Origin of the sequence: Acidovorax sp. A79, assembly GCF_041154505.1 — a bacterium.
Taxonomy (GTDB): Bacteria; Pseudomonadota; Gammaproteobacteria; order Burkholderiales; family Burkholderiaceae_C; genus Acidovorax.
In genome coordinates, this window is the sequence record NZ_AP028672.1 from 474,100 (window position 1) to 497,959 (window position 23,860).

Sequence of the window (23,860 nt, forward strand, 5' to 3'; positions counted from 1 at the left end):
ATCTATAAAGCACAAGCAGCTACGAAATTCATAGCAAACGACTCCGGCCGGTCAGCAACTCCTGCATCATGCCCTGCTTGATCTGCCGGGCCTTCGCGAGACGGGACTCTAGCGCGGCGAGTTCGGCGTCCATGTCGCTGAGGACTGCGGCGATGGCTGTTTGTTCGTCAAAGGTCGGGGGCATCGTTATCTCGAAATCCAAGAAAGTTGGAAGTCGCAACGAATCCACTGTAGCCTTTACCGAGTTCTCCATGGCATGCGCACCGAATTTGGTTGCCATATAGAAGTAGACAAATTTCCCTGATGTGTCACTTGAGAAGCGGGTGATAGCGTAAACGCGCTGGTGAACGTCAAATTTTCCGAAGACGTAGTGAAATATGCTGCCGATGCCTCCCTCGCCTGGAATGAGGATAGCTTCACAATCATGGGAAAAGCTATTGATTCGCTCAACCGTCGATGACCGCACGAAAAATGGATAGGCACCGTCTTCGACTTTGTCTTGGTTATTGCGAGCACCAGTTTTGATGTTTGCAATTTCCCCCAAACGCTTCAGCACCCACTCCCCACTAAACCCCGAAAGCCGCCGCTTTCCGGTGAGCAATTCCTGCATAGCGCCTTGTTTGATTTGACGCTTTTTGGCGATGAGTTGATCCAGGGATTCAATGAGGGCATCGGTATCGCTCAAGGCTTCGGCGATGGCTTGCTGTTCGGCTACTGGAGGTGTTTGAATAAGCAAACCGCTCAAGGTTGCTTGATTCAAATTAATCATCGTCGATCCGACTGACGTTTCTTCAATCGCAGAAACAATCGATGGACTCGAAAGAATGCGCTGAATGAAGTCAGCGTCAATGTTTTTCGCTGGGCGAACAAGCATTGAGCCCGTACCACAAAGCCAGCCACGATGCTCTTCACGTACAACAGCACAGCGACCCATATCGCCGCGCCGACCGATGATGACTTCCCCAGGCTTAACTCTGAAATCTGAAAGAGTCTTCGCGGCCTGTTCGCTGATGGTCATAGACTGCGTTGGAACTATATGGCCATCAATGATGTGCATCGGATTTACGACAGGCACTCCGTTGGAGGTGTAGTCTGATTTATGCAGCGCACTTCCAAAAGGACCGGTACGAAAAGTAGCTAAATCGCCAAGCTTTCGTAACTCCCAATCTTCTGGAATTACCCCTACTTCAGTCTGCTTGTACCCCGGCTTCAGTTCCATACAAACCCCATCTTCGCCAGATGCTGGTTTACCTTGGCCTCCAGTTCAGCCACTCGACTGGCCATCTGCGGCATGGGCGTGTCATAGCGGTCCGCCAGTTCCTTCACCCGCTGCGTCAGCGCCTGACTAATGCGGTCCATCTCGCCATGGATGGAGGTGCTCAGCGCAGCCAGCCATTTGTCGTCCACCACCAGCGTCTTGGCGTCCGCTTCGCTCAGTTGGGGGTAATGGGCGTAGGCCTTGGCGTCGAGCGCAGCCTCGGTATCTTTGAGTCGCTTCTTCAACTCCGCCTCTTCCTTGGCGAGCTTGAGCCAGCGGTTCAGCACTTCCGCTTCTTCCTTGGCGTCCGCGTCGCCGCGGATTTCGCGCAGCCGGTCGGTCACGCTGGCCTTGTTGATCTTGTCGAAGCCTGAGAATGCCGCATCGTCTCCGCTGTGCTCATCTTCCAGTTCGGTGAGTTGGGCTGTGATGCTGTCGAGGCTGGCCGTCAACTCATCGATGGCGGCTTGGTCTTTGGCAAAGTAGCGCGCCACGATCAGCGCCTTGGGCACCAAGTCACAGGCCCAGCCTTTGTCCACGGTTTTGGTGACTTTGCCATCCTTGTTCTTCTTGACTTCAATCACCCGGTAGGTTTCTGCCTTCCAGCCATCGGCGGCAATCAGATAGGCATCGTCCTGCATGGCGGTGGCCCAGTAGTCCATAAGGTGCTGGTACACGGCATATTCGTCGATGAGCGGCTGGCCGGTGTAGTGGGCGAGCAGGTTTTCTGACAGTTCGACAATCAGGTGCTTGGGGTGGAAACCGGGCTGCAGGGCTTTGAGTCTGGGGGCTGTTTGCTGCTGCCAGCCATCAAACAAGGCGTTCATGCGGCCAATGAAGGCGGCGAACTCAGGGTGTTCGTAAGTGGTGCTTCTGATCGCGGTCTTGTCCACGGTAAGCGACAAATAGCCAGGGCGCAGTGTGGTGAACAACGATTGGCGCAGGCCTGGGCACACGGCCCAATAGTGTTGCAGTGCGTTCACATCAGACTCAGGAATGCCGCCTTGCAGGTGGCCCGCAATGTCTTGCAAGTCTTCGGCCACGCTGCTGTCGATGTAGCGCGGCAGGTTCAGGTTGAATTCGTTTTTCTCGATCTCTTCCAGGCCTACCATGCGGGCCAGCTTGGGCACGTCGGTTTGCTTGGTGAACACGTCCACGATTTTGTGAATGTCTTGCTCACGCAGGCGGTTTTTGGGGCCGTCTTTCATGTAGCCGCTGCTGGCGTCCAGCATGAAGATGCCTTTGCGTGCATGCGCGTCTTCTTTGTCGATGACGATGATGCAGGCCGGTATGCCAGTGCCATAAAACAGATTAGCAGGCAGGCCGATGATGCCTTTGATGTAGCCGTGGCGGATCAAATTCGTGCGAATGTCGGCCTCGGCATTGCCACGGAACAACACGCCGTGCGGCAAGATGCACGCGGCTTTGCCAGTGCTTTTGAGCGAGCGAATGATGTGCAGCAGATAGGCAAAGTCGCCCTGTTTGGTGGGTGGCACACCGAAGGTTTTAAACCGGCCGTAGGGGTCGTGCAGCGGGTCGAGGCCGGTGCTCCAGCGCTTGTCAGAGAACGGCGGATTAGCCACCACGTAGTCAAAGGTCTTGAGCACGTCTTGGCCGTTCAGGTCGGCTTTGAACTTGGGGTCTGCCAACGTGTTGCCCTGCCGGATTTCTGCCGTGGGGTTGTCGTGCAAGATCATGTTCATGCGCGCCAAGCCGCTGGTGGCCGAGTCTTTTTCTTGACCGTAGAGCGTGACTTTGGCCGATGCTTCGTCGCCCACTTTCAGCAAAAGCGATCCCGATCCACAAGTCGGGTCGTAAACGGTGGTGGCGCTGGTGGTGTGTGCACCACCGATGCCAATGATCTTGGCCATGATGCGGCTGACTTCGGCGGGGGTGTAGAACTGGCCTTTGCTTTTGCCACTTTCCGTGGCGAAGTGGCGCATCAAATACTCATATGCATCGCCCAGAATATCGTCGCCATCCGCGCGATTCTTGGAGAAGTCCAGCGCCGGGTTTTCAAACGTGGCGATGAGGTTGGTGAGCCGGTCCACCATCTCTTTGCCGGTGCCAAGCTTGGTGGCGTCGTTGAAGTCTGGCATGTCGGCCAGCTTGTTGGCAGCAGCCAATGGGCCGACTATTTTTTTGTTGATCTGGTCACCAATGTCTGTGGTGCCCTTGAGCGCCACCATGTCGGCAAAGCTGGCACCAGCCGGAATGGTGATGGGAGCGAAGGGCTGTCCGGCGTACTTGTCGCTGACGTATTTGATGAACAACAGCACCAGCACATAGTCTTTGTACTGGCTGGCATCCATGCCGCCGCGCAGTTCGTCACACGATGACCAGAGAGAAGAGTAAAGCTCGGATTTCTTGATTGCCATGGGGCGTCGCAGATTTTTACGTAACCGACGATTGTGGACGACGGCGGCAGTGGTTGAGACTGACACGCGGCAAGTTCGTCCAGATCGGAGAATTGCACAAAATTTAAGCAAAAAGAGTGCGGTTTTTTGATGCAGCCGATGGTGTAGAAGGCACTGACTGGGCACGAAATTCGGGTTTTCAGGGCTGTTTTATGACCAATTTGGTTGATTTTGCGCTAATTTTGCTCAAATTTCGAGCAATTATATTCAATTTGATATATAATTATAAAAAATACGCTTTATCTTGAATAAAGCCAACTTGAGCGCAGTTGCCGTGCTTTTAAGCCAGTTTATGGCTTGTATTGCCGTGATTTTGTCGCCTCGCCATGCTGCGTTCGCAGCCCCGGCTGAATGTTCTGTTCGGACTTATTCCAAGCAGTTTTTCCACGCCGTCGTAGCCACTTGTTGACCCGCTTGTCTAGGCGGTCGGCGTGCACACGTCCGGAGGGAATCATGACCCACGAAGAAGCCACCTGCAATGCGGCCTTCCGTCGTCACCACATGGGCCGATTGCTGCATCGAATGGGGACACTGCTTCCGCACTGGCTGCACGGCACGGAGTTGGTGCGAGGATGCCGTGATCTGGAGCAACTGTGCTGGCGTGAGCTTGGGTACCCACGGCAGCCTGTGTTTGACGGTGATCTACCGACGTTTTTGATGGTGGATGCTGATGGTTATTCCGCCAATCTGTCGATGCCAACAGCCCCGGCAGAACTAGCTGCCCGGATGGCTGCATTGGAGCTATCACCGCTGCCTCCATCCTCACTCGCTGGCAAGAATTTCATTGCGCTGGCTCGCCTGCTGAGCCTCACACAGTTCGAGTTGCAGTGGTTGCTTTGGTCCTACTGCATCCGACGCTTTGGGGGTGCGATCTTGCCAGCCGTCCCACTGCGCGACGGCCGGCATGGCTGTGAACTGCTGGCGCTACTGGCCAACATGCCGATAGATGCAGTTCAAGATGCCGTGGCATCGCGCCGTTTGCACACCTGGAGCTTTCTCAACGGCATCAGTGCCGATGGAGAAATGCCCTCATTTCTGAGCGGATGGCTATCCGCTACTGACCAATTTGCGGACTGGATCGAGCAGCCATACGCCTCGGACTCTGATCTGCTGACCGCGCTTTGCCAAGCGCAAGTTTCGTAGATGGCCTCTCGCTGAGGCCCTGTCTCTCGTCGGCTGCTTTTCTGCGGCCGCACTGATTTCTCTCTCCCGCGTTTTCTATCCGGTACCTGTTTGCGGAGGACTACGCACGCCTGTTTGTTTTCGTCGTTTTGTTTCGTTCCCTACCTATGGAGATTCCCATGACCACTGCACCCGAATCCACATCTAGTTTGGCTTCGCCTTCACCAAACGTCGCCACCATCATCTACTCCAACAGTGCCAAGTTTCCGCTGGGCCAAATCGTCGCCACGCCCGGCGCTTTGGAACTGCTGCAAGAAGCTGGCTTTAGCGCGGCAGCCTTGGTCAGCCGTCACGTACATGGAGACTGGGGTGACCTGTGCGACGAAGACCGTGCAGAAAACGACTTCGCCGTCACCCGCCGTATGCGGATCCTGAGTTGCTATAGGCTGGTCGATGCGGAGCGACTGGCTGCAACGCCCAGAGACAAGCGTTCGTCACTTCCCACGCTCTGGATCATCACTGAAGCCGACCGCAGCGTCACTACGCTACTTCGTCCAGATGAGTATTGATATGTCCAAAAGCGTCTCATCCAAGCGCGCTGAGCCGTCTTACACGTTTCAGCGCATCCATGCGGCGCTGCAAACCGGCCATACGCTCACCGTTCAACAAAAGCGCGAAGAGCCGGTGCCGGTCTTCATGCAGCAATCGGTACTGGACGCATCTTGCGGGACCCACATGCTGGCGATGCTGCTTGTGATTCTTGGACTTGCCAAGGCGTCAGCACTGCACGACATGTCACGGCGCAAGCATGGTGTAGCCGCCGCAGTGTGGACAGCAATGTCCCCGTACTACTTCACCGGCATCAATCCCAAAGATTGGACGGATGAAGTAAATCGCCTCGGCCTGCCACTCGAACTCACCGCTCGCTACTGCATTGAGCACGACGTGGATGGCCCCGCCGTCAAATGGCTCATGCAGGGTGATCTGGTTGCCATTGCATTTGCCTCGGTGAAGCATCACCGCACCAAGCACTGGGCTCTCGCGGTAGGTGTGGAGGGTTTGGTGGTCGGTCAAAGTCACTTTCCGCAGCGCATCCTGCTGCTGGACAGTGGTGGAGCGGAACCATGTTTCCACGCCCATAACGCACGGCTGCGTTTGCCAGATGCCGGTCCCGGTAGCAGACGCGCTAAGCCTGGTTGGCACAAAGAGCCCAAGCAAAAGATGATCATCTGGATGCATGAGTCTGAGTCTTGGCAACCCGAGGCGGTGCGGTTGCTGGCAGCCATACGTGTGCGGAGATCGTCATGACACTGAATCGGCGCGAATGTTTGCAGAAGCTAGCTCTGGTGTGCATGCCAACTCCTTCGGTCGTGTACTCGGAATTGGTTCTTGACGATCTGTGGGCGGCGACAGAGCCGGACGCGATGCCAGCATTGGACTGGGGCGATCTGAGCGCGGTACTGGCGCGTTGGGGGCGGTCCACATGGAGCCATGTCGTTACCGGCCATCACTGCGACTTGCATACCATGCTCTATGACAGCATCGAGGCCACCGCACAGCAAGCCTCATCAGAACGCCCACCGACTGTTATCGTGGTGCTGCGCGGCTACTCCTGCTTGCATCTGGATCAGTGCAGGGCGGTATCCAGCGCGTTCCATAGCGCAGTGCCGGCCTGTTCTGAACTGTGGTTTGCTGCAGCGCCTGCCCCGGCATTGATGGACAAGCTGCGACTGACAGTGGTTGTGAGCAGCTGAAGCGAGCTGACCAGAGGCTACTTGGCGGCAGCTTTACCCGGCGCTTTGGTGCGCTTGGCTGTTGGCTTCTTGTCGAGCACCGCTTGATTAGCGCGACGCAGTGGCCCACCCTCGGTAGTGGGTGGATGTGCCAGCCGAATGTCACCGAACAGGTCAGCCAGCGTGATGTTCAACACATGGCAGATGGTGGCCAACGTCAAAACGCTCGCATTCACGCGGCCCAACTCCAGTTTGGACACCCGAGTTCGCTCCACCTCGGCACTCATTGCCAATTCCAACTGCGTCATACCGCTTTGCTCACGGAAGTGCCGCAGGTTCTGCCCCACCGCCAACGTGATTGCATTCGGTATGAGTCGCACCTTGCGGCGGCGCTGAACCGGCGTCTCACTGGCAGCGCTTTGTTTCTGTGGAGCAGTCCGTGACATGCTCCACAGGCTCTCGAAATGTGCCTACCAAGGAAACGTCTTATAAGGAACATTGCATGCCAGAATGTTCCTTGAGAGGCACAAATTTTTACAACCAACAGGAAGAAAAAATGAACCCCAAAAGAACTACCGCCGTGACCTTGGCGGCAACGTCCGTGGTTTTGCTGGCCGCATGCGGTGACAAAACACCGTCCTGCGCTGATCCGGCCACGGTGTCGCTGGTCCAGCAGATTTACCAGCAGAGCTTTGACAAAGAGCATGCAAGCATGAGCCCTGAGCGTCAGCGCAGCGTGCAGATCACGAGCAAGAACACCAAAGTCACGGTGGACTCCATCACCACCGCTCGCAGCGACGAATCGACAGGGAAGAAAACCTGCTCAGCGGTCCTGACGGCGGTGATGCCGCAAGACGCCATCCCTACCGACCAGCGGATGCTCAATCACCTGCGCGGCACGTATGAACCTCAAGGCGCCGCGTTGGATGGAAATACAGTCAAGGGCAATGTGACCTACACCGTGCAGCGTACCGAAGACAGCAAAGAGATTCTGGTCAAGCTCACGGGGCACTTGGCATTCATGGGGCTGTTCCACGATCTGGCGATGCTCCGGGTGTTCGACAAGAGCGAAGCGGAGATTGCCAAGATTGCTGGTGAAGCTCCACCAGCAGCCGAGGCCAAACCAGCAGAGCAAACTTCACCAGAGGTTTCACCAGTCGCCCAACCTGCACCAGCCGTAGCTACGCCAGTGCCTACGAACACTGCACCCGCTGCGGCACCAGTCGCTCCGCCAGCCAACTTGACGGCTGCTGCTCCGGCTGTGACTGTCGCGCATCTATGTACCGCCGCTGAAACCCCGATCTTTGCGTGTTCCACCGGAAAGAAGCGAGTCTCGGTGTGTACTGGCCGCTCTGGTGGCAATGAGCAGTTGGCATACCGGATAGCACCGCTGGAAGGCGAAGTGGAGATGGAATATCCGAGCGGCGGTGCTGGTGCAGCTTCAGCTTTCCAGCGTGGCTCACAGCTTGGTCAAGATGGCACTGCTGTGAACTTCCTGTCATTCGACAAGGGCAACTATCGCTATGTCGTTTATGCCGGTGACGGTGAAAATGGACGCAAGGGAGTGTTGGTGGAGCAGAGTGGCAAGCGAATTGCTGATCTGCGCTGTCAGAGTGACGCCATGTCTCGCTTCGATCCTGCGCAGCTTCAAAAGATGGGGCTGAGCCTAGACAGCCGGACGCTGCAACTGCAGTGAGCACCGTAATTCGATTCAGAACAGCAAAATGAAAAATCTATTTGGCAATGCTCTTCATCTGGCTTTTGGGGCTGTCCTGCTGAGCATGGCGACCACGTCTTCTTGGGCAGCATCGGACGATGTGATCGCCGTCGAAAAATCGCAGCCGCCAATTACCGTTGAGTTCGCGCCAGAAAAGCCGCACGGCTGGAACATCGACCGGCACCTCACCAGGAACGGTCTGAACATGTTTGCCTCCAACGTGCCGTCGTTTAATGGCCAGGGCAAGCTGCTTTCAAGTTGGAACCCACGCTTCGGCAAAGTCGGGGAGCGGCCCACGTTCATCATCATCCACGGTGGTCATGGTGTGAGTCCCGGCAACATCGACACCGCCATCTGGGCGGTCAAGACGCTCGATGCCAACGTCATGGTGTTGGATTCGTACTGGTCGCGTGGCCGGGACGAGAACTGGAAGACATGGACGCAGTACGGCGCGAACATGCGGACCCTCGATCTGATTGCTGCTGCACGTTTCGTCAAGTCAGAAGGCGCTGACCCCAAGAAGACGTTCGTGATCGGTGACAGCCAAGGTGGCTGGACTGTGTTGCGCGCGTTCTCCAATCACAACCTCAGCGGCGAAGTGAAGTCGTTGCTGGCCGGTGGTATCGCGCTGTACCCCAACTGTTACGCCAAAGAGTCATTCTGGAGCGGCTTGCCTGGTGGCGGAGCCGCGAACACAGATATTGTCCCACCGCTTGGTGACTACGTGGCGCCTGTGCATGTTTTCACTGGCACCGCTGACACAGCAACGCCGACTTCGCAGTGCAACGTTGACCGTGCGCTTAAAGGTGCGTACAAGTGGACCAGCTTTGAAGGTGCCACACACGCGTGGGACTCGCCAAGTGGTGGTGTTGGTCAACCTGGTTTAGACGGAAAGTGCAGCAAGGCGTTGAACGTCTACAACAAGTTCGCAATCTGTCGCAACAACCAGTACACCGATATGACGCGCAACGAGATAGTTTCTTTTGTGGAACGCCACACTGCCAAGTAGTTTGGGTGCGGTAGTGCTTGCGCGCGCTTTGCGTTGATCGATCTCGACGCAGGTCGAAAAAAAAGCACATTTTCCGTTGCCAGTTGTCCAACAGCATCCAACTGATTTCTGGCAACGTTCTGGCAATGAGCTTGGGGCAAGAAAAAAGCACTTAGGCATTTCTGCTCTAAGTGCTTGATTCATAACCAAATTTTGGTAGGACGTACAAGATTCGAACTTGTGACCAACGGATTAAAAGTCCGCTGCTCTACCAACTGAGCTAACGTCCCGACCTGTTGCAGCAATCGTGGCCGATGGCTGCAAAGCCCTGGATTATAGCGTTGTTTTTACGGCCTTCCTGGAAGTTGCGGCAAGTTTGTCTAGCACCCAGCCCGCGGCACACTGGCCGAAGGTGGCCGTCACGGCGACGACCGAACCATACCCATGGCAATTCAGGGAGCCATCCCCATCGATTTGGCATGACGCATCCGGCGGAGCCACAGCCTCTCGGCTGAAGACACAGTCCACGCCGATCTTCTTGCCCTCGCGTGCGGCACGGTGGTGCTTGCGCATGCGATAGCGCAGTTGCGCCAGCAAAGGATCGTGGGTCGTCCGCGCGAGGTCGTCCACATCCACCTTGTGCGCATGCCGCTTGCCACCCGCCGCACCCACGGTGATGTGCAGCACCCCGCTGGCCTGGGCCCATGCCGCAATGGCCGTCTTGGCCTTGACCTGATCGCAGGCATCGATCACCGCATCAACGGGCACGGGAAGCAACCCAGGCCAGTTTTCCGGCTCCACGAAGTCCTCGATGCAATGGACCGTGCACTCCGGGTGAATCTGTGCGATCCGATCCCGCATCGCCAGAACCTTGGCTTGTCCAATGGTCCCGGTGAGCGCATGAATCTGGCGGTTGATATTTGACTCGGACACATGGTCGAGATCGATCAGGGTGATCTGCCCCACCCCGCTGCGCGCCAAGGCCTCGGCGGCCCATGAGCCTACGCCACCAATCCCCACCACCGCGATGTGTGCCTGGCGGATCCGGGCGGCGCCCTGCACGCCGTACAGCCGCTCCAGTCCGCCGAAACGGCGATCCGGGGCGGCGGACTCAGGCACGACAATGGGGTACGGCGCCGCTTGAACAGACGGTGCGCCGGGCATCACTTCAAGCGGGAAAGGCGTTCTTTGGCCGCCATCGCAGCTTCAGATTGCGGGTAGGCGCGCAGAAGATCTTCCAGCGTCTTGCGCGCGGCCCGCGTGTCCTTGAGTTCGATCTGGCAGTTGGCGATAGACAGGGCCGCTTCCGGCGCGCGGGCATGGGAGGGGGCATCAGCCAGCATCAGCTTGAAGTTGTTGATGGCCTCCTTGTACTCGCGGGTGGCATATTGGGCGTTCCCCAGCCAGAAGCGGGCGGAAGGCACGAAGCCACTGCGCGGGTACTGCCGCACAAACGCCGCAAATGCCGAACTCGCATCGGAAAACTTGCCCGAACGGAACACGGACAGGGCCGCTTCGAAGTCCTTCTTTTCGGCGGGGTCGGCCTGGAACTCCTGGCCGTCCACCGTCACCTTCACCGGCTCAAACTGCTTCAGGCGCTCATCCACTCCCTGGGCAATGTCCTTCTGGCGCCGCTGCAGGTCCGCAGCATCCCGCAGCAACTGCTCGTTCTGGCCCCGAAGCTTGGACTGCTCCATGCGCAGCGTCTCGATCTGCCCCTGCAGATCAAGCAGGCTGCGCCGGAGCTGGCCGTTCTCTTCGCCAAGCCTGCGCATTTCTTCGGCTGCGCGTTGCTGGGACATTTGCAGCCCGTCAACACGCTGGCGCAGTTCGATGATGGCGCGGCGGGCCTCGTCGTCCTCAAAAAGGGCTGCATGCGCCGCGGGCAGCAAGGCCGCCGACAGCGCCCCGGCCGCCAGTGCCTTGAACAGGTAGGACACAGGAAAAGACAACGTGCGCATCAACGATAGGACAGTTCTGCCCGGCGATTCTGTGCGTGCACGTCTTCGCTATTGCCTTGGGCGGCGGGCTTTTCCTTGCCAAAGCTCACGGCTTCCATCTGGTTGTCTGGCACACCCAGCAGCGCCAGCGAACGGCGCACGGCTTCGGCGCGCTTCTGGCCCAGGGCTAGGTTGTACTCGCGGCCACCACGGTCGTCGGTATGGCCTTCGATCATGACCTTGCGGCCGTTGCCAGACTTGATGAAGCGGGAATGCGCTTCGATCAGGGACTGGAATTCAGGCTTGATCACGTAGCTGTCGTAGTCGAAATAGACGATGCGGCTCACACCCACGGGGCCGGCTGCATCGCGGCCCGACTGGCCAAGGTCCACGCCGGCCACGCCGCTCTGGGCAGTGTTGCCGGAGTTGGCCCCACTGTTGGTGCCCATGGTGGACGTGGCGTTCTTGTCTTCGACAGGCACGTCATCCAGCTTCACGCCGGAACTGCATCCGGCCATCAATGCGACAACGGTAAGGGCAAGGGTAATGCGTTTGATCATCCAAAATTCTCCTGAAAGCTTGGTAACTGAAAGTGCGGATAAGTTCATTGCTTTTGAAATGGGCCCCAGTCGGGCTCGCGGATATCTCCCGCCTGCCCCGCGAGCCGGGCCTTGATCTTGCCGTCCAGCGTGGTGGTCATGAGCGCTTCGCGCCCTTGCTGCTGGGTGGCATAGACGATGAGGCGGCTATTGGGAGCAAAACTGGGGTTCTCGTCCGCCGTGGTGTCCGTGACTGCATTCACGGTGCCGGAGGACAGGTCCATGACGTGCAGCTTGAAAGCCCCGCCAACGCGGGAAATATAGGCCAGCCAGCGGCCATCCGGGCTGATGCTGGGGGAAATGTTGTAGCTGCCCGTGAAAGTGACACGCTCCGCATTGCCGCCAGAGGCAGGGACCTTGTAGATCTGCGGTGCGCCACCCCGGTCGCTCACGAAGTAGATGCTGCGGCCGTCGCCGGAGAACACGGGTTCGGTATCGATGCCCGAGCTCTGCATGAGGCGGCGCGGTTCGCCGCCATTGGCGTCGATGGTGTAGAGCTGGGAGCCGCCATCACGGCTCAGCGTCACGGCCAGGGAGCGTCCGTCCGGAGCCCAGGCGGGCGCGCTGTTGGAGCCCCGGAAATTGGCGATCAGGCGCCTGCGGCCGGAGGCCACGTCGTGCACGTAGACAACGGGTTTGCGTGATTCGAACGAGACGTAGGCGAGCTGGCCGCCATTGGGCGACCAAGCGGGCGAGATGATGGGCTCGGGGCTCGACAGGGCCGACTGCGCATTCTCGCCGTCGGCGTCCGCCACCCACAGGCTGTAGCGGGGGCCGGTCTTGGTGACGTAGGCAATGCGGGTCGAGAAAATTCCGCGTTCACCCGTCAGCTTTTCATAGATGAAATCGGCGATGCGGTGGGCCACCAGGCGCAGATCGCCCTGCGTGACCACAAAGCTCTGCCCGCCCAGGTCCTGCCCCTTCACCACATCCCAAAGGCGAAAGCGGATGTCGAAGCGGCCATCCGCCAGGCGCGTGATGCTGCCGGTTGCCAGGGAATCCGCGCTTTTCTGGCGCCACAGGGCCACATCGGGGCGCGCGGTTTCGTCCAGCACCGCGCCCGACGCATCCACCGCACGGAACTGGCCACTGCGCTCCAGGTCGGCCTGGACAATGGACGACATCTTCTGGGGCGCCTGCGCCTCGCCCCGGAACGGAGCGATCGCAATGGGCAGCTGGGTCAGGCCAACGCCCGTCACCTCGACGCGAAATTGCGCCAGTGCTGGCAGGGCGGGAGTGGCAATGAGCGCGGCCAGTACCTGGCGGCGCAAGGGATGCGGCAAAGCCGCAGGAGATGGGTGTGTAGAGATTCGATCTGTGGTCATTGGCATCCAGCGGTAGCCGAACAAATGCCGAAGGGCAAACCCGAATGTTACACACAGCGGGAAAACCCCTGTGACAAACTGTGCGGCCACCAGGGCCATCGGCCTTGATTTCGAGCCAACCGTGCGCATGGCCTTCCGGCACTGGCTTTTTCCTGCCGCGCCGGCCCGCATCCGATCAATGGGCACTGCTCAAAGGAGCGTGCAGGCCCGGGCAGCCCGCGACCGTAGAATCCGGGCCACATGCAAGCCACAGATTCAGGCCCGGGCGCCACGCCCGCCTCCCCCCCTCCTCCTCCTGCCGCAAGCCTGACCACGCGCCTTCAGCGGCTATCGGTCTACTTCGGCAACCAGCGGATGGCCTGGAGCCTTGCCGTTGTCGCCACCCTCGTGGGCGCCGTGACCGAGCCCCTGATTCCCGCGCTGCTGCAGCCTTTGCTGGACCGCGGCTTCACCCAGGGAACCCTGCAGCTGTGGATGGTGCCCCTGGCCATCCTGGGCGTTTTCTTCGTGCGCGGCGTTGCGCAGTTCGTCGGCCAGTACGCGCTGGCACGCATAGCCAACGAGGGCATGCTGACGCTGCGGCAATCGCTGTTCGACAGGGTCCTGGCGGCGGAAATGGGCCTGTTCTCGCGGCAGTCGGCCAGCACCTTGTCCAACACCGTGGTGTACGAAGTGCAGACCGGCGCAACCTTGCTCGTGCAGGCACTGCTGGGCGTATCGCGTGACGGGTTCACGCTGGTGGCGCTGCTGGCCTACCTGCTGTACCTCAATTGGCAGCTCACGCTGATCGTGGCGGTGGTGGTGCCGGGCGTGGCCTGGATCATGAAGACACTTTCCCGGCGCCTCTACCACCTGACAAAAAGCAGCCAGCAGGCGACCGACGAGCTGGCCTACGTGGTGGAGGAAAACGTGCTGGCGCACCGCATGGTGCGGCTGCACGGCGCGCAGGCCGGCCAGGCCGGGCGCTTCGCCGGGCTGAGCCAGAGCCTGCGCCGCCTGGCCATCAAGTCGACGATTGCGTCCGCGGCCATGACACCGCTCACGCAGTTGCTGGCCGCCGCGGCGCTCTCCGTGGTGATCTGCATCGCCCTGTGGCAAAGCCGTGGCGCGGTGGACGCGAAGGACGTCACGGTGGGCGGCTTCGTGTCGTTCATCACGGCCATGCTGATGCTCATAGCTCCCATCCGCCGCCTGGCCGATGTCGCCAGCCCGATCACCCGGGGGGTGGCGGCCCTTGAACGGGGACTCGCGCTGCTGGGCGACACCGGCGCCGAAACAGGCGGCCAGTACCGCACGGACCGCGTGCGGGGCGCGCTGGAGCTGTCCCGGGTGACGGTGTCGTACGGCCCCGACCATGCCCCGGCACTGGACCAGGTCAGCCTGCGCGTGGAGCCCGGTGAAATCGTCGCCCTGGTCGGCCCCTCCGGCGCCGGAAAGACGACGCTGGTCAACCTGCTGCCACGGTTCGTGATGCCCGCGTCGGGCGACATCCTGGTGGATGGCCGTCCCCTGCCCGAGTGGGACCTGGGATCGCTGCGGTCGCAGTTCGCGATGGTGAGCCAGGACGTGGTGATGTTCAACGACACCATCGCCGCCAACGTGGCGCTGGGGCGCGAGGTGGACGACCTGCGCGTGCAGGAATGCCTGGCGGCCGCGAACCTGGCGGAACACGTGGCGGCGCTTCCACGGGGCATCCACACCGTGGTGGGCCACAACGCCACCCAATTGTCAGGCGGGCAGCGGCAGCGGCTGGCGATTGCCCGGGCGCTGTACAAGGATGCCCCCATCCTGATCCTGGACGAGGCCACCTCGGCGCTGGACACCGAATCGGAACGGCTGGTGCAGGACGCCCTCCAGCGCCTGATGCAGGGGCGCACCACGCTGGTCATTGCCCACCGCCTGTCCACCATCGAACATGCGGACCGGGTCATCGTCATGGAGCGTGGACGCATTGCCGAGCAAGGAACCCATGGCGAACTGATGGCGCGGGGCGGGCTGTACGCGCGCCTGCAGGCGCGGCCGGCCTCGGGCGAAACCGCCGCACTCCACTGAACCCGCGCCACCCCGCGCGGGAAGCCCTCGCACGAGCCCTACCACCTGCCCCGGTTGGGCTGGCGCTTGCGTATGGCAGCGGCAATCCGTTCCGCAGAATCGGTGCGGCTCACGCGCATGGCGAAGTCCGTGGCGGTCAGGCCCAGCTGGTTCTTGAGCGTGGGGTCGGCGCCCTCGTCCAGCAAAAGCTGCACGGACTCGATGGAGCCGTAGTGCGCCGCCATCATGAGGGGGGTCGTGCCGTTGGGCGAAGCGGCATCGATGTACGCATGGTTTTCCAGCAGCAGCGCGATGATCGCCGCATGCTGGGGCGAGCCGGCGGACGCCGCGTAGTGCAGGGGCGTCCAGCCCGTCTTGTTCACATCCGCATCGCGTGCAAGAAGCGCCTTCACGGCCTCCACGTTGCCCTTGAGCGCGGCCATCATCAAGGGGCTCTCGTCCTGTGCGTTCCGTGCATCCACATTCACCTGCCGTGCGGCCAGCAGCGCAAAGAAGGCCTTGGAAGCGCCGTTTTGCAAGGCGATGGTGAGGCCCACCTGGCCTTTCGGGTCGCGCGTATCAGGGTCGAACCCCCTGCGCAGCAGCCCGGTGATGGCGCCACCGTCATCGCGCAGGATGGCGACAAAAAAATCCTCGTAGGCTCCTGCCCAGATAGCGGGAGCAGCCAGCCCCAGCGCCAGGGTCGCCAACACGTTGCGGCGATGGTGGATCATTCGGTCACTCCCTTGAACAAGGCGTCGAAGTTGCGGCTCGTGGCCTCGGCCACCGCCTCGAGCGCCAGCCCCTTGGTTTCGGCCACCTGCCTGGCCACGTAGGGTACATACGACGGGTTGTTGGTCTTGCCACGGTACGGCACGGGCGCGAGGTAGGGGCTGTCGGTTTCGATCAGGGTGCGGTCCAGCGGCACGAAGGCCACCACGTCGCGCAGTTCCTGGGCGCTCTTGAATGTGACGATGCCCGAAAAGGAGATGTAGTAGCCCAGATCGAGCGCCGCGCGCGCCACCTGCATCGATTCGGTGAAGCAGTGGAACACGCCGCCCGCGCGGTTGCCGGGGCCGTCCTCCCCCTCCTCGCGCAAGATGGAGAGCGTGTCGTCCGACGCGCTGCGGGTGTGGATGACCAGCGGCTTGCCGCACGCCCGCGCCGCGCGGATGTGGTTGCGAAAGCGCTCGCGCTGCCACTCCAGGTCGGCGATGCTGCGCCCTCCCTTGCGGTCCTCCATGCCGTAGTAGTCGAGCCCCGTCTCGCCAATGGCCACCACGCGCGGCAAGGCGGCGCGCTCCAGCAGGTCCTGCACCGTGGGCTCGGCGATGCCTTCGTTGTCCGGGTGCACGCCCACCGTGCTCCAGAAGTTGTCGTGCGCCATGGCCAGGGCATGCACGCCCTCGAACTCTTCCAGGGTGGTGCAGATGCACAAGGCCCGGTCCACCCGCGCGTCGGCCATGGCCTGGCGGATGGCGGGCAGCTGGCTCGCCAGTTCGGGAAAATTGAGATGACAGTGCGAATCAGTGAACATGCGGTTTCAAAATAATCGTGTTTGCGCACCACGCGGGCCACCGGTGGCCATCGCAGCCTCCGGGGTGGGCGGCAGCCCCGCCCGCCCGCCGCAGCCAGCAAACAAAAATGCCGACCCGCCTGGCACGGGTCGGCACGGTGGGCGGGTGCCGGCTCAGATGGTCTGTGTCGGCCGGTCGGACCCCAGCGCCGTGCCGAGCAGTTCCTCGATCTTGGCCTTGAGCTGGCGCGACTTCTCGTCCTTGGGAAACTGGATGCCCACGCCCTGCGTGCGGTTGCCCGCAGCCCGCGCCGGGGTGACCCAGGCCACGCGACCGGCCACCGGGTAGCGCTGCGTGTCGTCCGGCAGCGTCAGCAGCACATAGACATCATCGCCCAGCTTGTAGTCCCGCTGGGTGGGGACAAAAATGCCCCCTTCGGCGAAAAAGGGAATGTAGGCCGCGTACAGGGCCGCCTTTTCCTTGATGGCCAGCTGCATGACGCTGGGGCGGGGGGCGGTGGATGGACTGCTCATGGATGGGTGGGTACGGCTCAGTGCTTGGAGTGTAGGGTGTTTCGCGCCTGGGCGACAAGCGCCTCCAGCATGAGGCCGGCATTGAAAGGATGGTCCGCCGTGCGTGCGGCCTTGGCCAGCGCGCGCGACCAGCGTGTCAGCGCGCCCAGCGGCGGCAGCGCCTTCGGGAGGTCCGCCGCCGCGAAGTAGCGCGGAGCGGCGCCCACGCTCGCCGCCAGCAGGTCATGGCAGAGCTTTTGCAGCGCATCGATGGCCTGCGCAGGCGCCCAGTCCCCGAGCACGGTCACATCCCCCTTGGCGACGGCCTGGGGCAGCGCGGACCAGGCCTGCGGGCTGCGCCCCGACTGGGCCAGCGCCAGCGCATCGTCGGGCCGCCCGCCGGCGGCGCGCAGGAACGCCGTCGCGGCGGCGCCGGCAACGCCCTGCCCTTGCAGCCACTGCAGCATCTGGTCCTCGGCGGGCCAGACCATCGTGTGGCCCAGGCAGCGGCTGCGGATGGTGGGCAGCAACTGGTGCGCGGCCTCGCTGGCCAGGACGAAGCGCACATCCCCCGGCGGCTCCTCCAGGGTCTTGAGCAAGGCATTGGCCGTGATGTGGTTCATCTGCTCGGCGGGATACACCAGCACGGCCTTGCCCCGGCCACGGGCCGATGTGCGCTGCGAGAACTCCACCGCGTCGCGCATCGCTTCCACGCGGATCTCGCGGCTGGGCTTGCGCTTCTTGTCGTCGATGTCCGCCTGGGCCTTCTCCGACAGGGGCCAGCCCAGCGCCATCATCTGCACCTCGGGCATCAGCACGCACAGGTCGGCATGCGTGCGCACGTTGACCGCATGGCAGCTGCCGCACTGGCCGCAGGCACCCTGCGCGGTCGGTGCATCGCACAGCCAGGCGCGCACCAGCTCCATGCCCAGCGCGTACTGGCCCATGCCCGACGGGCCCTGCAGCAGCCAGGCATGCCCGCGCTGGGCCAGCAGGCTGGCACGCTGTGCCGCGATCCAGGGCGCGAGGGCCGTCGCAGGGGCGTTGGCGGGCTCGCTCATGCCGCCCCTCCCTGGGTGGCCACCATGATGGCCAGCCAGCCCTTGCGCACAAAGACGCTGGTGAGCTGCTGCCACACGCGGTGGCGGTCCTGCGCGGCGTCCAGCCGTGCAAACCGCTGGGGTGCGGCGGCCGCGCGGTCGGCATAGCCCTGGGCCACCCGGCGGAAGAACTCGGCGGGCTGGGCCTCGAAACGGTCGGGCACGCGGGCGCCGGCCAGGCGCTGGGCAGCCACTTCCGGCGCCAGGTCGAACCACACGGTCAGATCGGGCTCACGCATCAGATCGGCCTCTGGCGAAAGACCCGTCTGCGCAAGCCGCTCCAATATCGATAGCACGCCAAGATCGAAGCCCCGGCCGGCCCCCTGGTAGGCGAAGGTGGCATCGGTGAAACGGTCGCACAGCACCACGTCGCCACGCGCGAGGGCGGGCTCGATCACATTGCGCAGGTGGTCCCGGCGCGCGGCGAAGATGAGCAGCGATTCGGTGAGCGGGTCCATCGGGTCGTTGAGGACCATCTCGCGCAGTTTTTCGGCCAGCGGCGTGCCACCGGGCTCGCGGCTCACGGTGACCGCGCGGCCCTGCGCACGGAAAGCCGCCGCCAGGCCCTCGATGTGCGAGGACTTGCCCGCGCCGTCGATGCCTTCAAAGGTGATGAAAAGACCGGGTCGTGACATGAAAGCCTTGGGTTGAATCTGCAGGGGCGCATGGCTCGGGGCGCCGCGGCCGCCCGCGCACCAGGCCGCATGCGCTACTGGCCGCGCTGGTAGCGGTTGACCGCACGGTTGTGCTCTTCCAGCGAGGCACTGAAATGGCTGGTGCCGTCGCCCTTGGCCACGAAGTACAGCGCACGCGTGGGCTCGGGCTGCACCGCCGCGAGCAGGGCGGCCTTGCCGGGCATGGCGATGGGCGTGGGAGGCAGGCCGGCCCGGGTGTAGGTGTTCCACGGCGTGTCGGCCAGCAAATCGCGCCGGCGCAGGTTGCCGTCGAACCGCTCGCCCAGGCCGTAGATGACGGTGGGGTCGGTCTGCAGCAGCATCCCGGCGCGCAGGCGGTTGGCAAAAACCCCGGCAATCTGGGCGCGGTCGCCCGGACGGCCGGTTTCCTTCTCGACGATGCTGGCCAGTATCAATGCTTCATCGGCCGACTTGAGCGGCGTGTCGGCCGCGCGCTGGGCCCAGGCGGCCTCCAGGCGGCGGTCCATGGCGTGCAGCGCCCGGCGCAGCAGGGCGATGTCGCTGGAGCCCTTGGCATAGGCGTAGGTGTCCGGAAAGAACCGCCCCTCGGGAGGCACGCCCGGGCGGCCCAGCTGGGCCATCAGCGCCTCGTCGCTCAGGTTCGCCGCGTCGGGCTTGAGCTGGTCTTCCCTGGCGAGGGCCTGGCGCACCTGGCGCCAGTTCCAGCCCTCCACCAGGGTCAGCGCGCGCAGGGTTTCCTCGCCGCGCACCAGTTTCTGCAGCAGGGCCCGCGGGGTGGTTCCGGGCGGGATTTCATAGTTGCCGGCCTTGATGGCGCGGTCCTGGCCCGAGAAGCGGAACCATGCGTAGAGCATGCGCGCATCGACCCGCGCCCCTGCCGCCGCCACGTCGCGCGCAATGCCCCGCGGCGTGGTGCCGGGCTCGATGGCCAGCTCCAGGGGTTCGCTGCCCGTCACCAACGGCTGGTGCAGCCACCAGAAGGCCGCACCGCCCGAGGCGATCAGAACCAACGCAATCAAAGCCAATAGACGTCGCACAACCCTGATGAATGTGTGTGTAGAACCGGGCATCATAATTCAGCGATGACTACCCCCTTGAACGGCATAGCCCCCCTGTCCCACCTGGGCGTGATTCGCGTGGAAGGCGAAGACGCCGCCAAGTTCCTGCACGGCCAGCTCACCCAGGATTTCGCCCTGCTGGGCATGGACCAGGCCCGCCTGGCAGCGTTCCTGTCCGCCAAGGGCCGCATGCAGGCCACCTTCATCGGCTTCAAGCGCAGCGCCAGCGAGATCCTGCTGGTCTGCAGCCGCGACCTGCTGCCGCCCACGCTCAAGCGCCTGTCGATGTTCGTGCTGCGCTCCAAGGCCAGGCTGACCGACGCCACCGCCGACTTCGCCCTGTACGGCCTGGCGGGCGATGTGGTGCCCGGCGGCGGCCAGCCCGCCTGGACCAAGGCCGACGTGGGTGCCGCCTCGGTGGTCCACCTGTATCCCGCCGACGGCCGGCCGCGCGCGCTCTGGGTGGCCCCCGCGGCAGAACCCGCGCCCGCCGGTCCCGCGATGGAACCCGCCCTGTGGCTCTGGAGCGAAGTGCGCAGCGGCGTGGCAACGCTGACCACCCCGGTTGTCGAGGCCTTCGTGCCCCAGATGCTCAACTACGAGTCCGTGGGCGGCGTGAACTTCAAGAAGGGCTGCTACCCCGGGCAGGAGGTGGTGGCGCGCAGCCAGTTCCGGGGCACGCTCAAGCGCCGCACCTACATTGCCCACGCCCCGGCCGATGTGGCGGTGGGGGCCGAAGTGTTCGCCGTGCCGGACCTGGAACAGCCTTGCGGCACCGTCGTGCAGGCCGCCCCGGCACCCGGTGGCGGCACCGACGCCCTCGTGTCGCTGCAGATCGCCGCCGCGCAGGGTGGTGCCCTGCAGGTGGGCAACGTGCAGGGCGTGCCGCTGGCGCTGGCGCCCCTGCCGTACGAGCTGCTCGCGGACATCTGACGCCCGCGGGCAGGACCGGGCCGCTGCGGGATCAGGCCACGCCGCTATGCATTCAGGAGCATCCCGCGCTTGATGCGGGGCGGATCCAGATACGAATCCCCCCAGGGCCGTTTGCAGGAGAGCGCGAGGCGCTTTCTTTTTGATAGCAAAATCTACCAGCGCCGCGACATGGCGATGTGGGCGATGCCCGCCTCTTCCCAGGGCTCGCCCACCACGGCGAACCCCGCGCGGCGGTAGAAGCCTTCCGCGCTGCGCTGGGCGTGCAGGCGCACCTCGCCGTCGCCACGGGCCCGCGCGGCGGCCACCAAGGCTTCCAGCAATTGCTGGCCCCACTGCGCGCCGCGCACGGAGCGGTCCACCGCCATGCGCCCGATGCGGCCCACGCCGGCCGCCTCCTGCAGCAGCCGCCCCGTGGCCACGGGCATGCCCAGGCGGTTGTAGAGCACGGCGTGGCGCGCGCTGGCGTCCAGGGCATCGGCCTCGATGTCCGCGGGAATGCCCTGCTCGCGCACGAAGACCGCGGTGCGCAGGCGCCCGGCATCGCGGCCCAGCGTGTTCCAGTCGCCGGTCTTGACCTCGGCCATCGCGGCGCCGGCCTCGAAGCCCTCGAAGATGGAGCGCAGGCTGTCAGGCACCGGGCGCGAAGTCTGCGTGGCCGGGTCGGCGAACACATAGACCAGCTCGCCCGAGACGAGCAGCTGGTCGCCGCTGAAGATGCCCGCCTGGAACAGGCTGGACGAATTGCCCACCCTGGCGCAGCGCAGGCCCACGTCCAGCGTGTCGTCCAGACGCGCCGACGCATGGTATTCCAGCGTGGCCTTCTTCACGTACATCTCGCCGTCCAGGGCCAGCATGCCCGCTTCATACGGCAGCGCCAGCGCCCGCCAGTAGTCGGACATCGCCGTGTCGATGTACATGAGGTAGTGTGCGTTGAACACGATTTTTTGCATGTCCACCTCGGCCCAGCGCACGCGCAGGCGGTGAAAACAGCGGAAGTCACTGCGTTGCATGGATAGATTCACTCCGTGGTTTGAAAGAACGCCTGGCGCAGCGCCCGGGCCGCGTCGGCATGGGCGCTGCGCGCCTCGGGAATGGCACGGCCCATCTTGATGAATTCATGGGTCACCCCGCGGTAGATCTCCAGATCCACGGGCACGCCCGCGAGCCGCAGCTTGTCCGCATAGTCCACGCCCTCGTCCACCAGCGGGTCGCATTCGGCCAGGCCGATCCAGGCGGGGGCCACGCCGTCCACGTCGGGGGCGTGCAGCGGGGCGAAGCGCCAGTCCTCGCGCTCGGCGCGGCTGCGCACATAGTTGCCAAAGAACCAGCTGATGGCAGGCTCTTCCAGCACCAGGCCGCGCGCGAACGTGGCATGCGAGGGCGTGTCCTGGTGGGCCGCGCAGCCCGGGTAGAACAGCAGCTGCAGTGCCAGCGGCAGGCCCGCGTCGCGCGCCAGGATGGCGTTCACGGCGGCCAGTGTTCCGCCCGCGCTGTCTCCGCCCACGGCCATGCGCGCCGGGTCGGCGCCCAGTTCGCGGGCGTGGGCAGCAAGCCATGCAAGCGCATCCCAGGCATCGTTGCTCGCGGTGGGAAAACGGTGCTCGGGCGCGAGACGGTAGTCGAGCGACACCACCATGCAGCGGCCCAGGCGCGCCAGCTCGCGGCACAGGATGTCGTGCGTGGCGATGTTGCCGATGGTGAAGCCGCCGCCGTGGGTGTACAGCAGCACCGGCAGGCCCGCCTCCGTGGTCGGTGCGTACAGCCGCGCGGGCAGCGCATGGCCGTCGCGCGCGGGGACGTGCAGGTCCTCCACCCGCGCCAGGGCCGCCTTGGGCACCTCCAGCACATCGGCGCCCGCCTGGTAGGCCGTGCGTGCGTCCTGGGGCGAGCGGGTGTGCAGCGGGGGGTGCCCCGCGCGCGCCATGCGCTCAAGCACGCTGCGCATCTGGGGGGTCAGGCGGGTGTGGTGGATGTGCAGGTCGGCCAACGGTCAGGATCTCGGCAACAGGAGGAAGCCCGCGCAGGCAGGCAGCCCGCGGGTCGTTTGTTTGTTTGTTGTTACTTGAAGGTCACGCGCACGGGCGCGGCGCCCGGCAGGCCGTCGTAGGTCGCTGTCACCGCCAGGCCCGCCTTGGGCGGCAGCAGCGGCGAGAACGAACCCAGGCTGATCAGGTCGCCCGGCTGCATCGCCAGCCCCTCCTGCGCGAGGGCGCCCGCGAGCCACACCACGGCATTGAGGGGATGGTCCAGGATGTCGCTGCCCTTGCCGCCGCCCAGGCGCGCACCCGCGCCGTCGGCCAGCGACACATTCATGTCGGCCAGGGCCTGCAGCATCGCGAAGCGCTCGGCCCGGTAGGCCGGCACGGGCAGCGGCGCGCCCGCCACGCCCAGCCGCGCACCCACGTTGATGGCCGTCACGCCGGCGCCATTGAGCTTGGGCGGCGCCTGCACCATGAGGTCTGGCAGTTCGATGAAAGGGATGACCTGGTCCACTGCTTCCAGCACCTCCATCGGCGTCCTGGCATGGTTGATGGCGGTGCTCTTCACCCGCACCAGCATGTCGGCTTCGTACAGCGGCCGGGCGCCGAAGGCCGCGTCCACGGTGGCGCCACTGGGCAGGACCATGCCTTCATAGAGCTTGCCCCACACGGGCTTGTCGGTGTTGAAGCGCTTTTGCACCGCGGGATTGGTAAGGCCGGCCTTGTAGCCCACGACCTTGCCCAGACGCTGCGCCAGCAACTGGTTGACCTTGGCGCGGGTGCAGGCGCCATCGGCGTCCGACAGGTCCTCGGGGTTGGCGGCCGGGGTCTTCGCGGTGTAGTGGGCCACCAGCTCGGCGGCCTGGGCATCGGTCAGGCAGCCGGCCTGCGCGGATGTCGCAAACGCGACGAATGCACCGGCCAGTGCGAGCGGAATGAGGGTTTGCTTCGTGGTCATCGGTGCCTCCGGGTTGT

24 protein-coding genes and 1 tRNA gene are annotated in these 23,860 nt (G+C 63.3%); 8 read left to right on the plus strand and 17 right to left on the minus strand.

The features are described from left to right. Positions 1–28: 28 nt before the first annotated feature. Together ACAM51_RS02115 and ACAM51_RS02120 are read right to left on the minus strand one after the other, a co-directional pair. Positions 29–1,219, minus strand: a complete 1,191-nt coding sequence (locus ACAM51_RS02115) for a restriction endonuclease subunit S (protein ID WP_369642602.1) — start codon at positions 1,217–1,219, stop codon at positions 29–31. Further along, positions 1,210–3,636 carry a type I restriction-modification system subunit M gene (locus ACAM51_RS02120; protein WP_369642603.1) on the minus strand — a complete coding sequence of 809 codons (2,427 nt, stop codon included), beginning with the start codon at positions 3,634–3,636 and terminating at the stop codon, positions 1,210–1,212. The genes ACAM51_RS02115 and ACAM51_RS02120 overlap by 10 nt, the downstream gene beginning before the upstream one ends. A gap of 492 nt (positions 3,637–4,128) precedes the next feature. On the opposite strand from ACAM51_RS02120, the gene ACAM51_RS02125 reads away from it, so the two are divergent. From ACAM51_RS02125 to ACAM51_RS02140, 4 genes are all read left to right on the plus strand, one after another. Further along, on the plus strand, positions 4,129–4,818 hold the full coding sequence (locus ACAM51_RS02125; protein WP_369642604.1) for a hypothetical protein: 690 nt from the start codon (positions 4,129–4,131) through the stop codon (positions 4,816–4,818). A gap of 158 nt (positions 4,819–4,976) precedes the next feature. Further along, on the plus strand, positions 4,977–5,366 hold the full coding sequence (locus tag ACAM51_RS02130; RefSeq protein ID WP_369642605.1) for a type I restriction endonuclease subunit M: 390 nt from the start codon (positions 4,977–4,979) through the stop codon (positions 5,364–5,366). A gap of 1 nt (position 5,367) precedes the next feature. Further along, on the plus strand, positions 5,368–6,105 hold the full coding sequence (locus ACAM51_RS02135; protein ID WP_369642606.1) for a hypothetical protein: 738 nt from the start codon (positions 5,368–5,370) through the stop codon (positions 6,103–6,105). Further along, a complete protein-coding gene (locus ACAM51_RS02140) occupies positions 6,102–6,551 on the plus strand; it encodes a hypothetical protein (RefSeq protein ID WP_369642607.1) in 450 nt (149 codons plus the stop codon). The genes ACAM51_RS02135 and ACAM51_RS02140 overlap by 4 nt, the downstream gene beginning before the upstream one ends. A 17-nt stretch (positions 6,552–6,568) precedes the next feature. Here ACAM51_RS02140 and ACAM51_RS02145 read toward each other — a convergent pair whose 3' ends face one another. Then, on the minus strand, positions 6,569–6,838 hold the full coding sequence (locus ACAM51_RS02145) for a helix-turn-helix transcriptional regulator (protein ID WP_369642608.1): 270 nt from the start codon (positions 6,836–6,838) through the stop codon (positions 6,569–6,571). A 194-nt stretch (positions 6,839–7,032) separates the two neighbouring features. Here ACAM51_RS02145 and ACAM51_RS02150 point away from each other — a divergent pair, with 194 nt between their 5' ends. Together ACAM51_RS02150 and ACAM51_RS02155 are read left to right on the plus strand one after the other, a co-directional pair. Then, on the plus strand, positions 7,033–8,226 hold the full coding sequence (locus ACAM51_RS02150) for a hypothetical protein (protein ID WP_369642609.1): 1,194 nt from the start codon (positions 7,033–7,035) through the stop codon (positions 8,224–8,226). Positions 8,227–8,254: 28 nt separating this feature from the next. Then, positions 8,255–9,256, plus strand: a complete 1,002-nt coding sequence (locus tag ACAM51_RS02155) for a dienelactone hydrolase family protein (RefSeq protein ID WP_369642610.1) — start codon at positions 8,255–8,257, stop codon at positions 9,254–9,256. Positions 9,257–9,449: 193 nt separating this feature from the next. Here the strand turns inward: ACAM51_RS02155 and ACAM51_RS02160 are convergent. The 5 genes from ACAM51_RS02160 to tolB all read right to left on the minus strand — a co-directional run bounded on the left by ACAM51_RS02160 (position 9,450) and on the right by tolB (position 13,099). Beyond that, a tRNA-Lys gene (locus tag ACAM51_RS02160) sits at positions 9,450–9,525 on the minus strand. Positions 9,526–9,568: 43 nt separating this feature from the next. After that, positions 9,569–10,399, minus strand: coding sequence for a ThiF family adenylyltransferase (locus ACAM51_RS02165; protein WP_218341131.1), 831 nt, complete (start codon positions 10,397–10,399; stop codon positions 9,569–9,571). Further along, positions 10,399–11,196, minus strand: a complete 798-nt coding sequence (gene ybgF / locus ACAM51_RS02170; RefSeq protein WP_369642611.1) for a tol-pal system protein YbgF — start codon at positions 11,194–11,196, stop codon at positions 10,399–10,401. Before ybgF ends, ACAM51_RS02165 begins: the two co-directional genes overlap by 1 nt. Then, a complete protein-coding gene (gene pal, locus ACAM51_RS02175) occupies positions 11,196–11,735 on the minus strand; it encodes a peptidoglycan-associated lipoprotein Pal (protein ID WP_218294808.1) in 540 nt (179 codons plus the stop codon). Before pal ends, ybgF begins: the two co-directional genes overlap by 1 nt. Positions 11,736–11,779: 44 nt before the next feature. After that, complete coding sequence (gene tolB, locus ACAM51_RS02180; protein WP_218294807.1) at positions 11,780–13,099, minus strand: Tol-Pal system beta propeller repeat protein TolB; 1,320 nt, start codon at positions 13,097–13,099, stop codon at positions 11,780–11,782. A gap of 240 nt (positions 13,100–13,339) precedes the next feature. Here tolB and msbA point away from each other — a divergent pair, with 240 nt between their 5' ends. Beyond that, the gene (gene msbA, locus ACAM51_RS02185; RefSeq protein WP_369642612.1) at positions 13,340–15,151 is read left to right on the plus strand and encodes a lipid A export permease/ATP-binding protein MsbA; all 1,812 of its coding nucleotides are present in this window, start codon (positions 13,340–13,342) and stop codon (positions 15,149–15,151) included. A gap of 38 nt (positions 15,152–15,189) precedes the next feature. On the opposite strand, the gene ACAM51_RS02190 is transcribed toward msbA, so the two are convergent. The 6 genes from ACAM51_RS02190 to mltG form a co-directional block, all read right to left on the minus strand. Continuing rightward, positions 15,190–15,864 (minus strand): ankyrin repeat domain-containing protein, encoded by a 675-nt coding sequence (locus ACAM51_RS02190; RefSeq protein WP_218294805.1) that lies wholly within the window; start codon positions 15,862–15,864, stop codon positions 15,190–15,192. Further along, positions 15,861–16,667, minus strand: coding sequence for a TatD family hydrolase (locus tag ACAM51_RS02195; RefSeq protein ID WP_218341126.1), 807 nt, complete (start codon positions 16,665–16,667; stop codon positions 15,861–15,863). The genes ACAM51_RS02190 and ACAM51_RS02195 overlap by 4 nt, the downstream gene beginning before the upstream one ends. A 153-nt stretch (positions 16,668–16,820) precedes the next feature. Then, the gene (locus tag ACAM51_RS02200) at positions 16,821–17,180 is read right to left on the minus strand and encodes a PilZ domain-containing protein (RefSeq protein WP_015013859.1); all 360 of its coding nucleotides are present in this window, start codon (positions 17,178–17,180) and stop codon (positions 16,821–16,823) included. A 17-nt stretch (positions 17,181–17,197) separates the two neighbouring features. Continuing rightward, positions 17,198–18,220: a DNA polymerase III subunit delta' gene (locus ACAM51_RS02205; protein ID WP_369642613.1), complete on the minus strand. Its 1,023-nt coding sequence runs from the start codon at positions 18,218–18,220 to the stop codon at positions 17,198–17,200. Continuing rightward, on the minus strand, positions 18,217–18,894 hold the full coding sequence (gene tmk, locus ACAM51_RS02210; RefSeq protein WP_218294802.1) for a dTMP kinase: 678 nt from the start codon (positions 18,892–18,894) through the stop codon (positions 18,217–18,219). Before tmk ends, ACAM51_RS02205 begins: the two co-directional genes overlap by 4 nt. 74 nt (positions 18,895–18,968) lie before the next feature. Continuing rightward, positions 18,969–19,988 carry an endolytic transglycosylase MltG gene (mltG, locus tag ACAM51_RS02215; RefSeq protein WP_369642614.1) on the minus strand — a complete coding sequence of 340 codons (1,020 nt, stop codon included), beginning with the start codon at positions 19,986–19,988 and terminating at the stop codon, positions 18,969–18,971. Between the two features lie 9 nt (positions 19,989–19,997). Between mltG and ACAM51_RS02220 the strand changes: the two genes are divergently transcribed. Further along, a complete protein-coding gene (locus ACAM51_RS02220; protein ID WP_369642615.1) occupies positions 19,998–20,906 on the plus strand; it encodes a folate-binding protein YgfZ in 909 nt (302 codons plus the stop codon). A 152-nt stretch (positions 20,907–21,058) separates the two neighbouring features. On the opposite strand, the gene ACAM51_RS02225 is transcribed toward ACAM51_RS02220, so the two are convergent. The 3 genes from ACAM51_RS02225 to ACAM51_RS02235 all read right to left on the minus strand — a co-directional run bounded on the left by ACAM51_RS02225 (position 21,059) and on the right by ACAM51_RS02235 (position 23,843). Then, entirely contained in the window at positions 21,059–21,916 is an 858-nt protein-coding gene (locus ACAM51_RS02225) for a YbgC/FadM family acyl-CoA thioesterase (protein WP_369642616.1), read from the minus strand. Between the two features lie 8 nt (positions 21,917–21,924). Then, entirely contained in the window at positions 21,925–22,851 is a 927-nt protein-coding gene (locus tag ACAM51_RS02230) for an alpha/beta hydrolase (RefSeq protein ID WP_369643913.1), read from the minus strand. A gap of 113 nt (positions 22,852–22,964) precedes the next feature. Continuing rightward, complete coding sequence (locus tag ACAM51_RS02235; RefSeq protein ID WP_369642617.1) at positions 22,965–23,843, minus strand: 2-keto-4-pentenoate hydratase; 879 nt, start codon at positions 23,841–23,843, stop codon at positions 22,965–22,967. Between the last annotated feature and the right edge of the window lie 17 nt (positions 23,844–23,860).

What these genes read in the sequence shown, in the direction of transcription:
- ACAM51_RS02125 (WP_369642604.1), top strand. Translation starts at nt 4,129, where the DNA reads ATGACCCACGAAGAAGCCACCTGCAATGCGGCCTTCCGTCGTCACCAC.
- ACAM51_RS02225 (WP_369642616.1), bottom strand. Translation starts at nt 21,916, where the DNA reads ATGCAACGCAGTGACTTCCGCTGTTTTCACCGCCTGCGCGTGCGCTGG.
- ACAM51_RS02155 (WP_369642610.1), top strand. Translation starts at nt 8,255, where the DNA reads ATGAAAAATCTATTTGGCAATGCTCTTCATCTGGCTTTTGGGGCTGTC.
- mltG (WP_369642614.1), bottom strand. Translation starts at nt 19,988, where the DNA reads ATGATGCCCGGTTCTACACACACATTCATCAGGGTTGTGCGACGTCTA.
- ybgF (WP_369642611.1), bottom strand. Translation starts at nt 11,196, where the DNA reads ATGCGCACGTTGTCTTTTCCTGTGTCCTACCTGTTCAAGGCACTGGCG.
- tmk (WP_218294802.1), bottom strand. Translation starts at nt 18,894, where the DNA reads ATGTCACGACCCGGTCTTTTCATCACCTTTGAAGGCATCGACGGCGCG.
- ACAM51_RS02235 (WP_369642617.1), bottom strand. Translation starts at nt 23,843, where the DNA reads ATGACCACGAAGCAAACCCTCATTCCGCTCGCACTGGCCGGTGCATTC.
- pal (WP_218294808.1), bottom strand. Translation starts at nt 11,735, where the DNA reads ATGATCAAACGCATTACCCTTGCCCTTACCGTTGTCGCATTGATGGCC.
- ACAM51_RS02135 (WP_369642606.1), top strand. Translation starts at nt 5,368, where the DNA reads ATGTCCAAAAGCGTCTCATCCAAGCGCGCTGAGCCGTCTTACACGTTT.
- ACAM51_RS02205 (WP_369642613.1), bottom strand. Translation starts at nt 18,220, where the DNA reads ATGAGCGAGCCCGCCAACGCCCCTGCGACGGCCCTCGCGCCCTGGATC.
- tolB (WP_218294807.1), bottom strand. Translation starts at nt 13,099, where the DNA reads ATGACCACAGATCGAATCTCTACACACCCATCTCCTGCGGCTTTGCCG.
- ACAM51_RS02220 (WP_369642615.1), top strand. Translation starts at nt 19,998, where the DNA reads ATGACTACCCCCTTGAACGGCATAGCCCCCCTGTCCCACCTGGGCGTG.
- ACAM51_RS02200 (WP_015013859.1), bottom strand. Translation starts at nt 17,180, where the DNA reads ATGAGCAGTCCATCCACCGCCCCCCGCCCCAGCGTCATGCAGCTGGCC.
- ACAM51_RS02140 (WP_369642607.1), top strand. Translation starts at nt 6,102, where the DNA reads ATGACACTGAATCGGCGCGAATGTTTGCAGAAGCTAGCTCTGGTGTGC.
- ACAM51_RS02165 (WP_218341131.1), bottom strand. Translation starts at nt 10,399, where the DNA reads ATGCCCGGCGCACCGTCTGTTCAAGCGGCGCCGTACCCCATTGTCGTG.
- ACAM51_RS02150 (WP_369642609.1), top strand. Translation starts at nt 7,033, where the DNA reads ATGCCAGAATGTTCCTTGAGAGGCACAAATTTTTACAACCAACAGGAA.
- ACAM51_RS02145 (WP_369642608.1), bottom strand. Translation starts at nt 6,838, where the DNA reads ATGACGCAGTTGGAATTGGCAATGAGTGCCGAGGTGGAGCGAACTCGG.
- ACAM51_RS02115 (WP_369642602.1), bottom strand. Translation starts at nt 1,219, where the DNA reads ATGGAACTGAAGCCGGGGTACAAGCAGACTGAAGTAGGGGTAATTCCA.
- ACAM51_RS02195 (WP_218341126.1), bottom strand. Translation starts at nt 16,667, where the DNA reads ATGTTCACTGATTCGCACTGTCATCTCAATTTTCCCGAACTGGCGAGC.
- msbA (WP_369642612.1), top strand. Translation starts at nt 13,340, where the DNA reads ATGCAAGCCACAGATTCAGGCCCGGGCGCCACGCCCGCCTCCCCCCCT.
- ACAM51_RS02190 (WP_218294805.1), bottom strand. Translation starts at nt 15,864, where the DNA reads ATGATCCACCATCGCCGCAACGTGTTGGCGACCCTGGCGCTGGGGCTG.
- ACAM51_RS02120 (WP_369642603.1), bottom strand. Translation starts at nt 3,636, where the DNA reads ATGGCAATCAAGAAATCCGAGCTTTACTCTTCTCTCTGGTCATCGTGT.
- ACAM51_RS02130 (WP_369642605.1), top strand. Translation starts at nt 4,977, where the DNA reads ATGACCACTGCACCCGAATCCACATCTAGTTTGGCTTCGCCTTCACCA.
- ACAM51_RS02230 (WP_369643913.1), bottom strand. Translation starts at nt 22,851, where the DNA reads ATGCGCAGCGTGCTTGAGCGCATGGCGCGCGCGGGGCACCCCCCGCTG.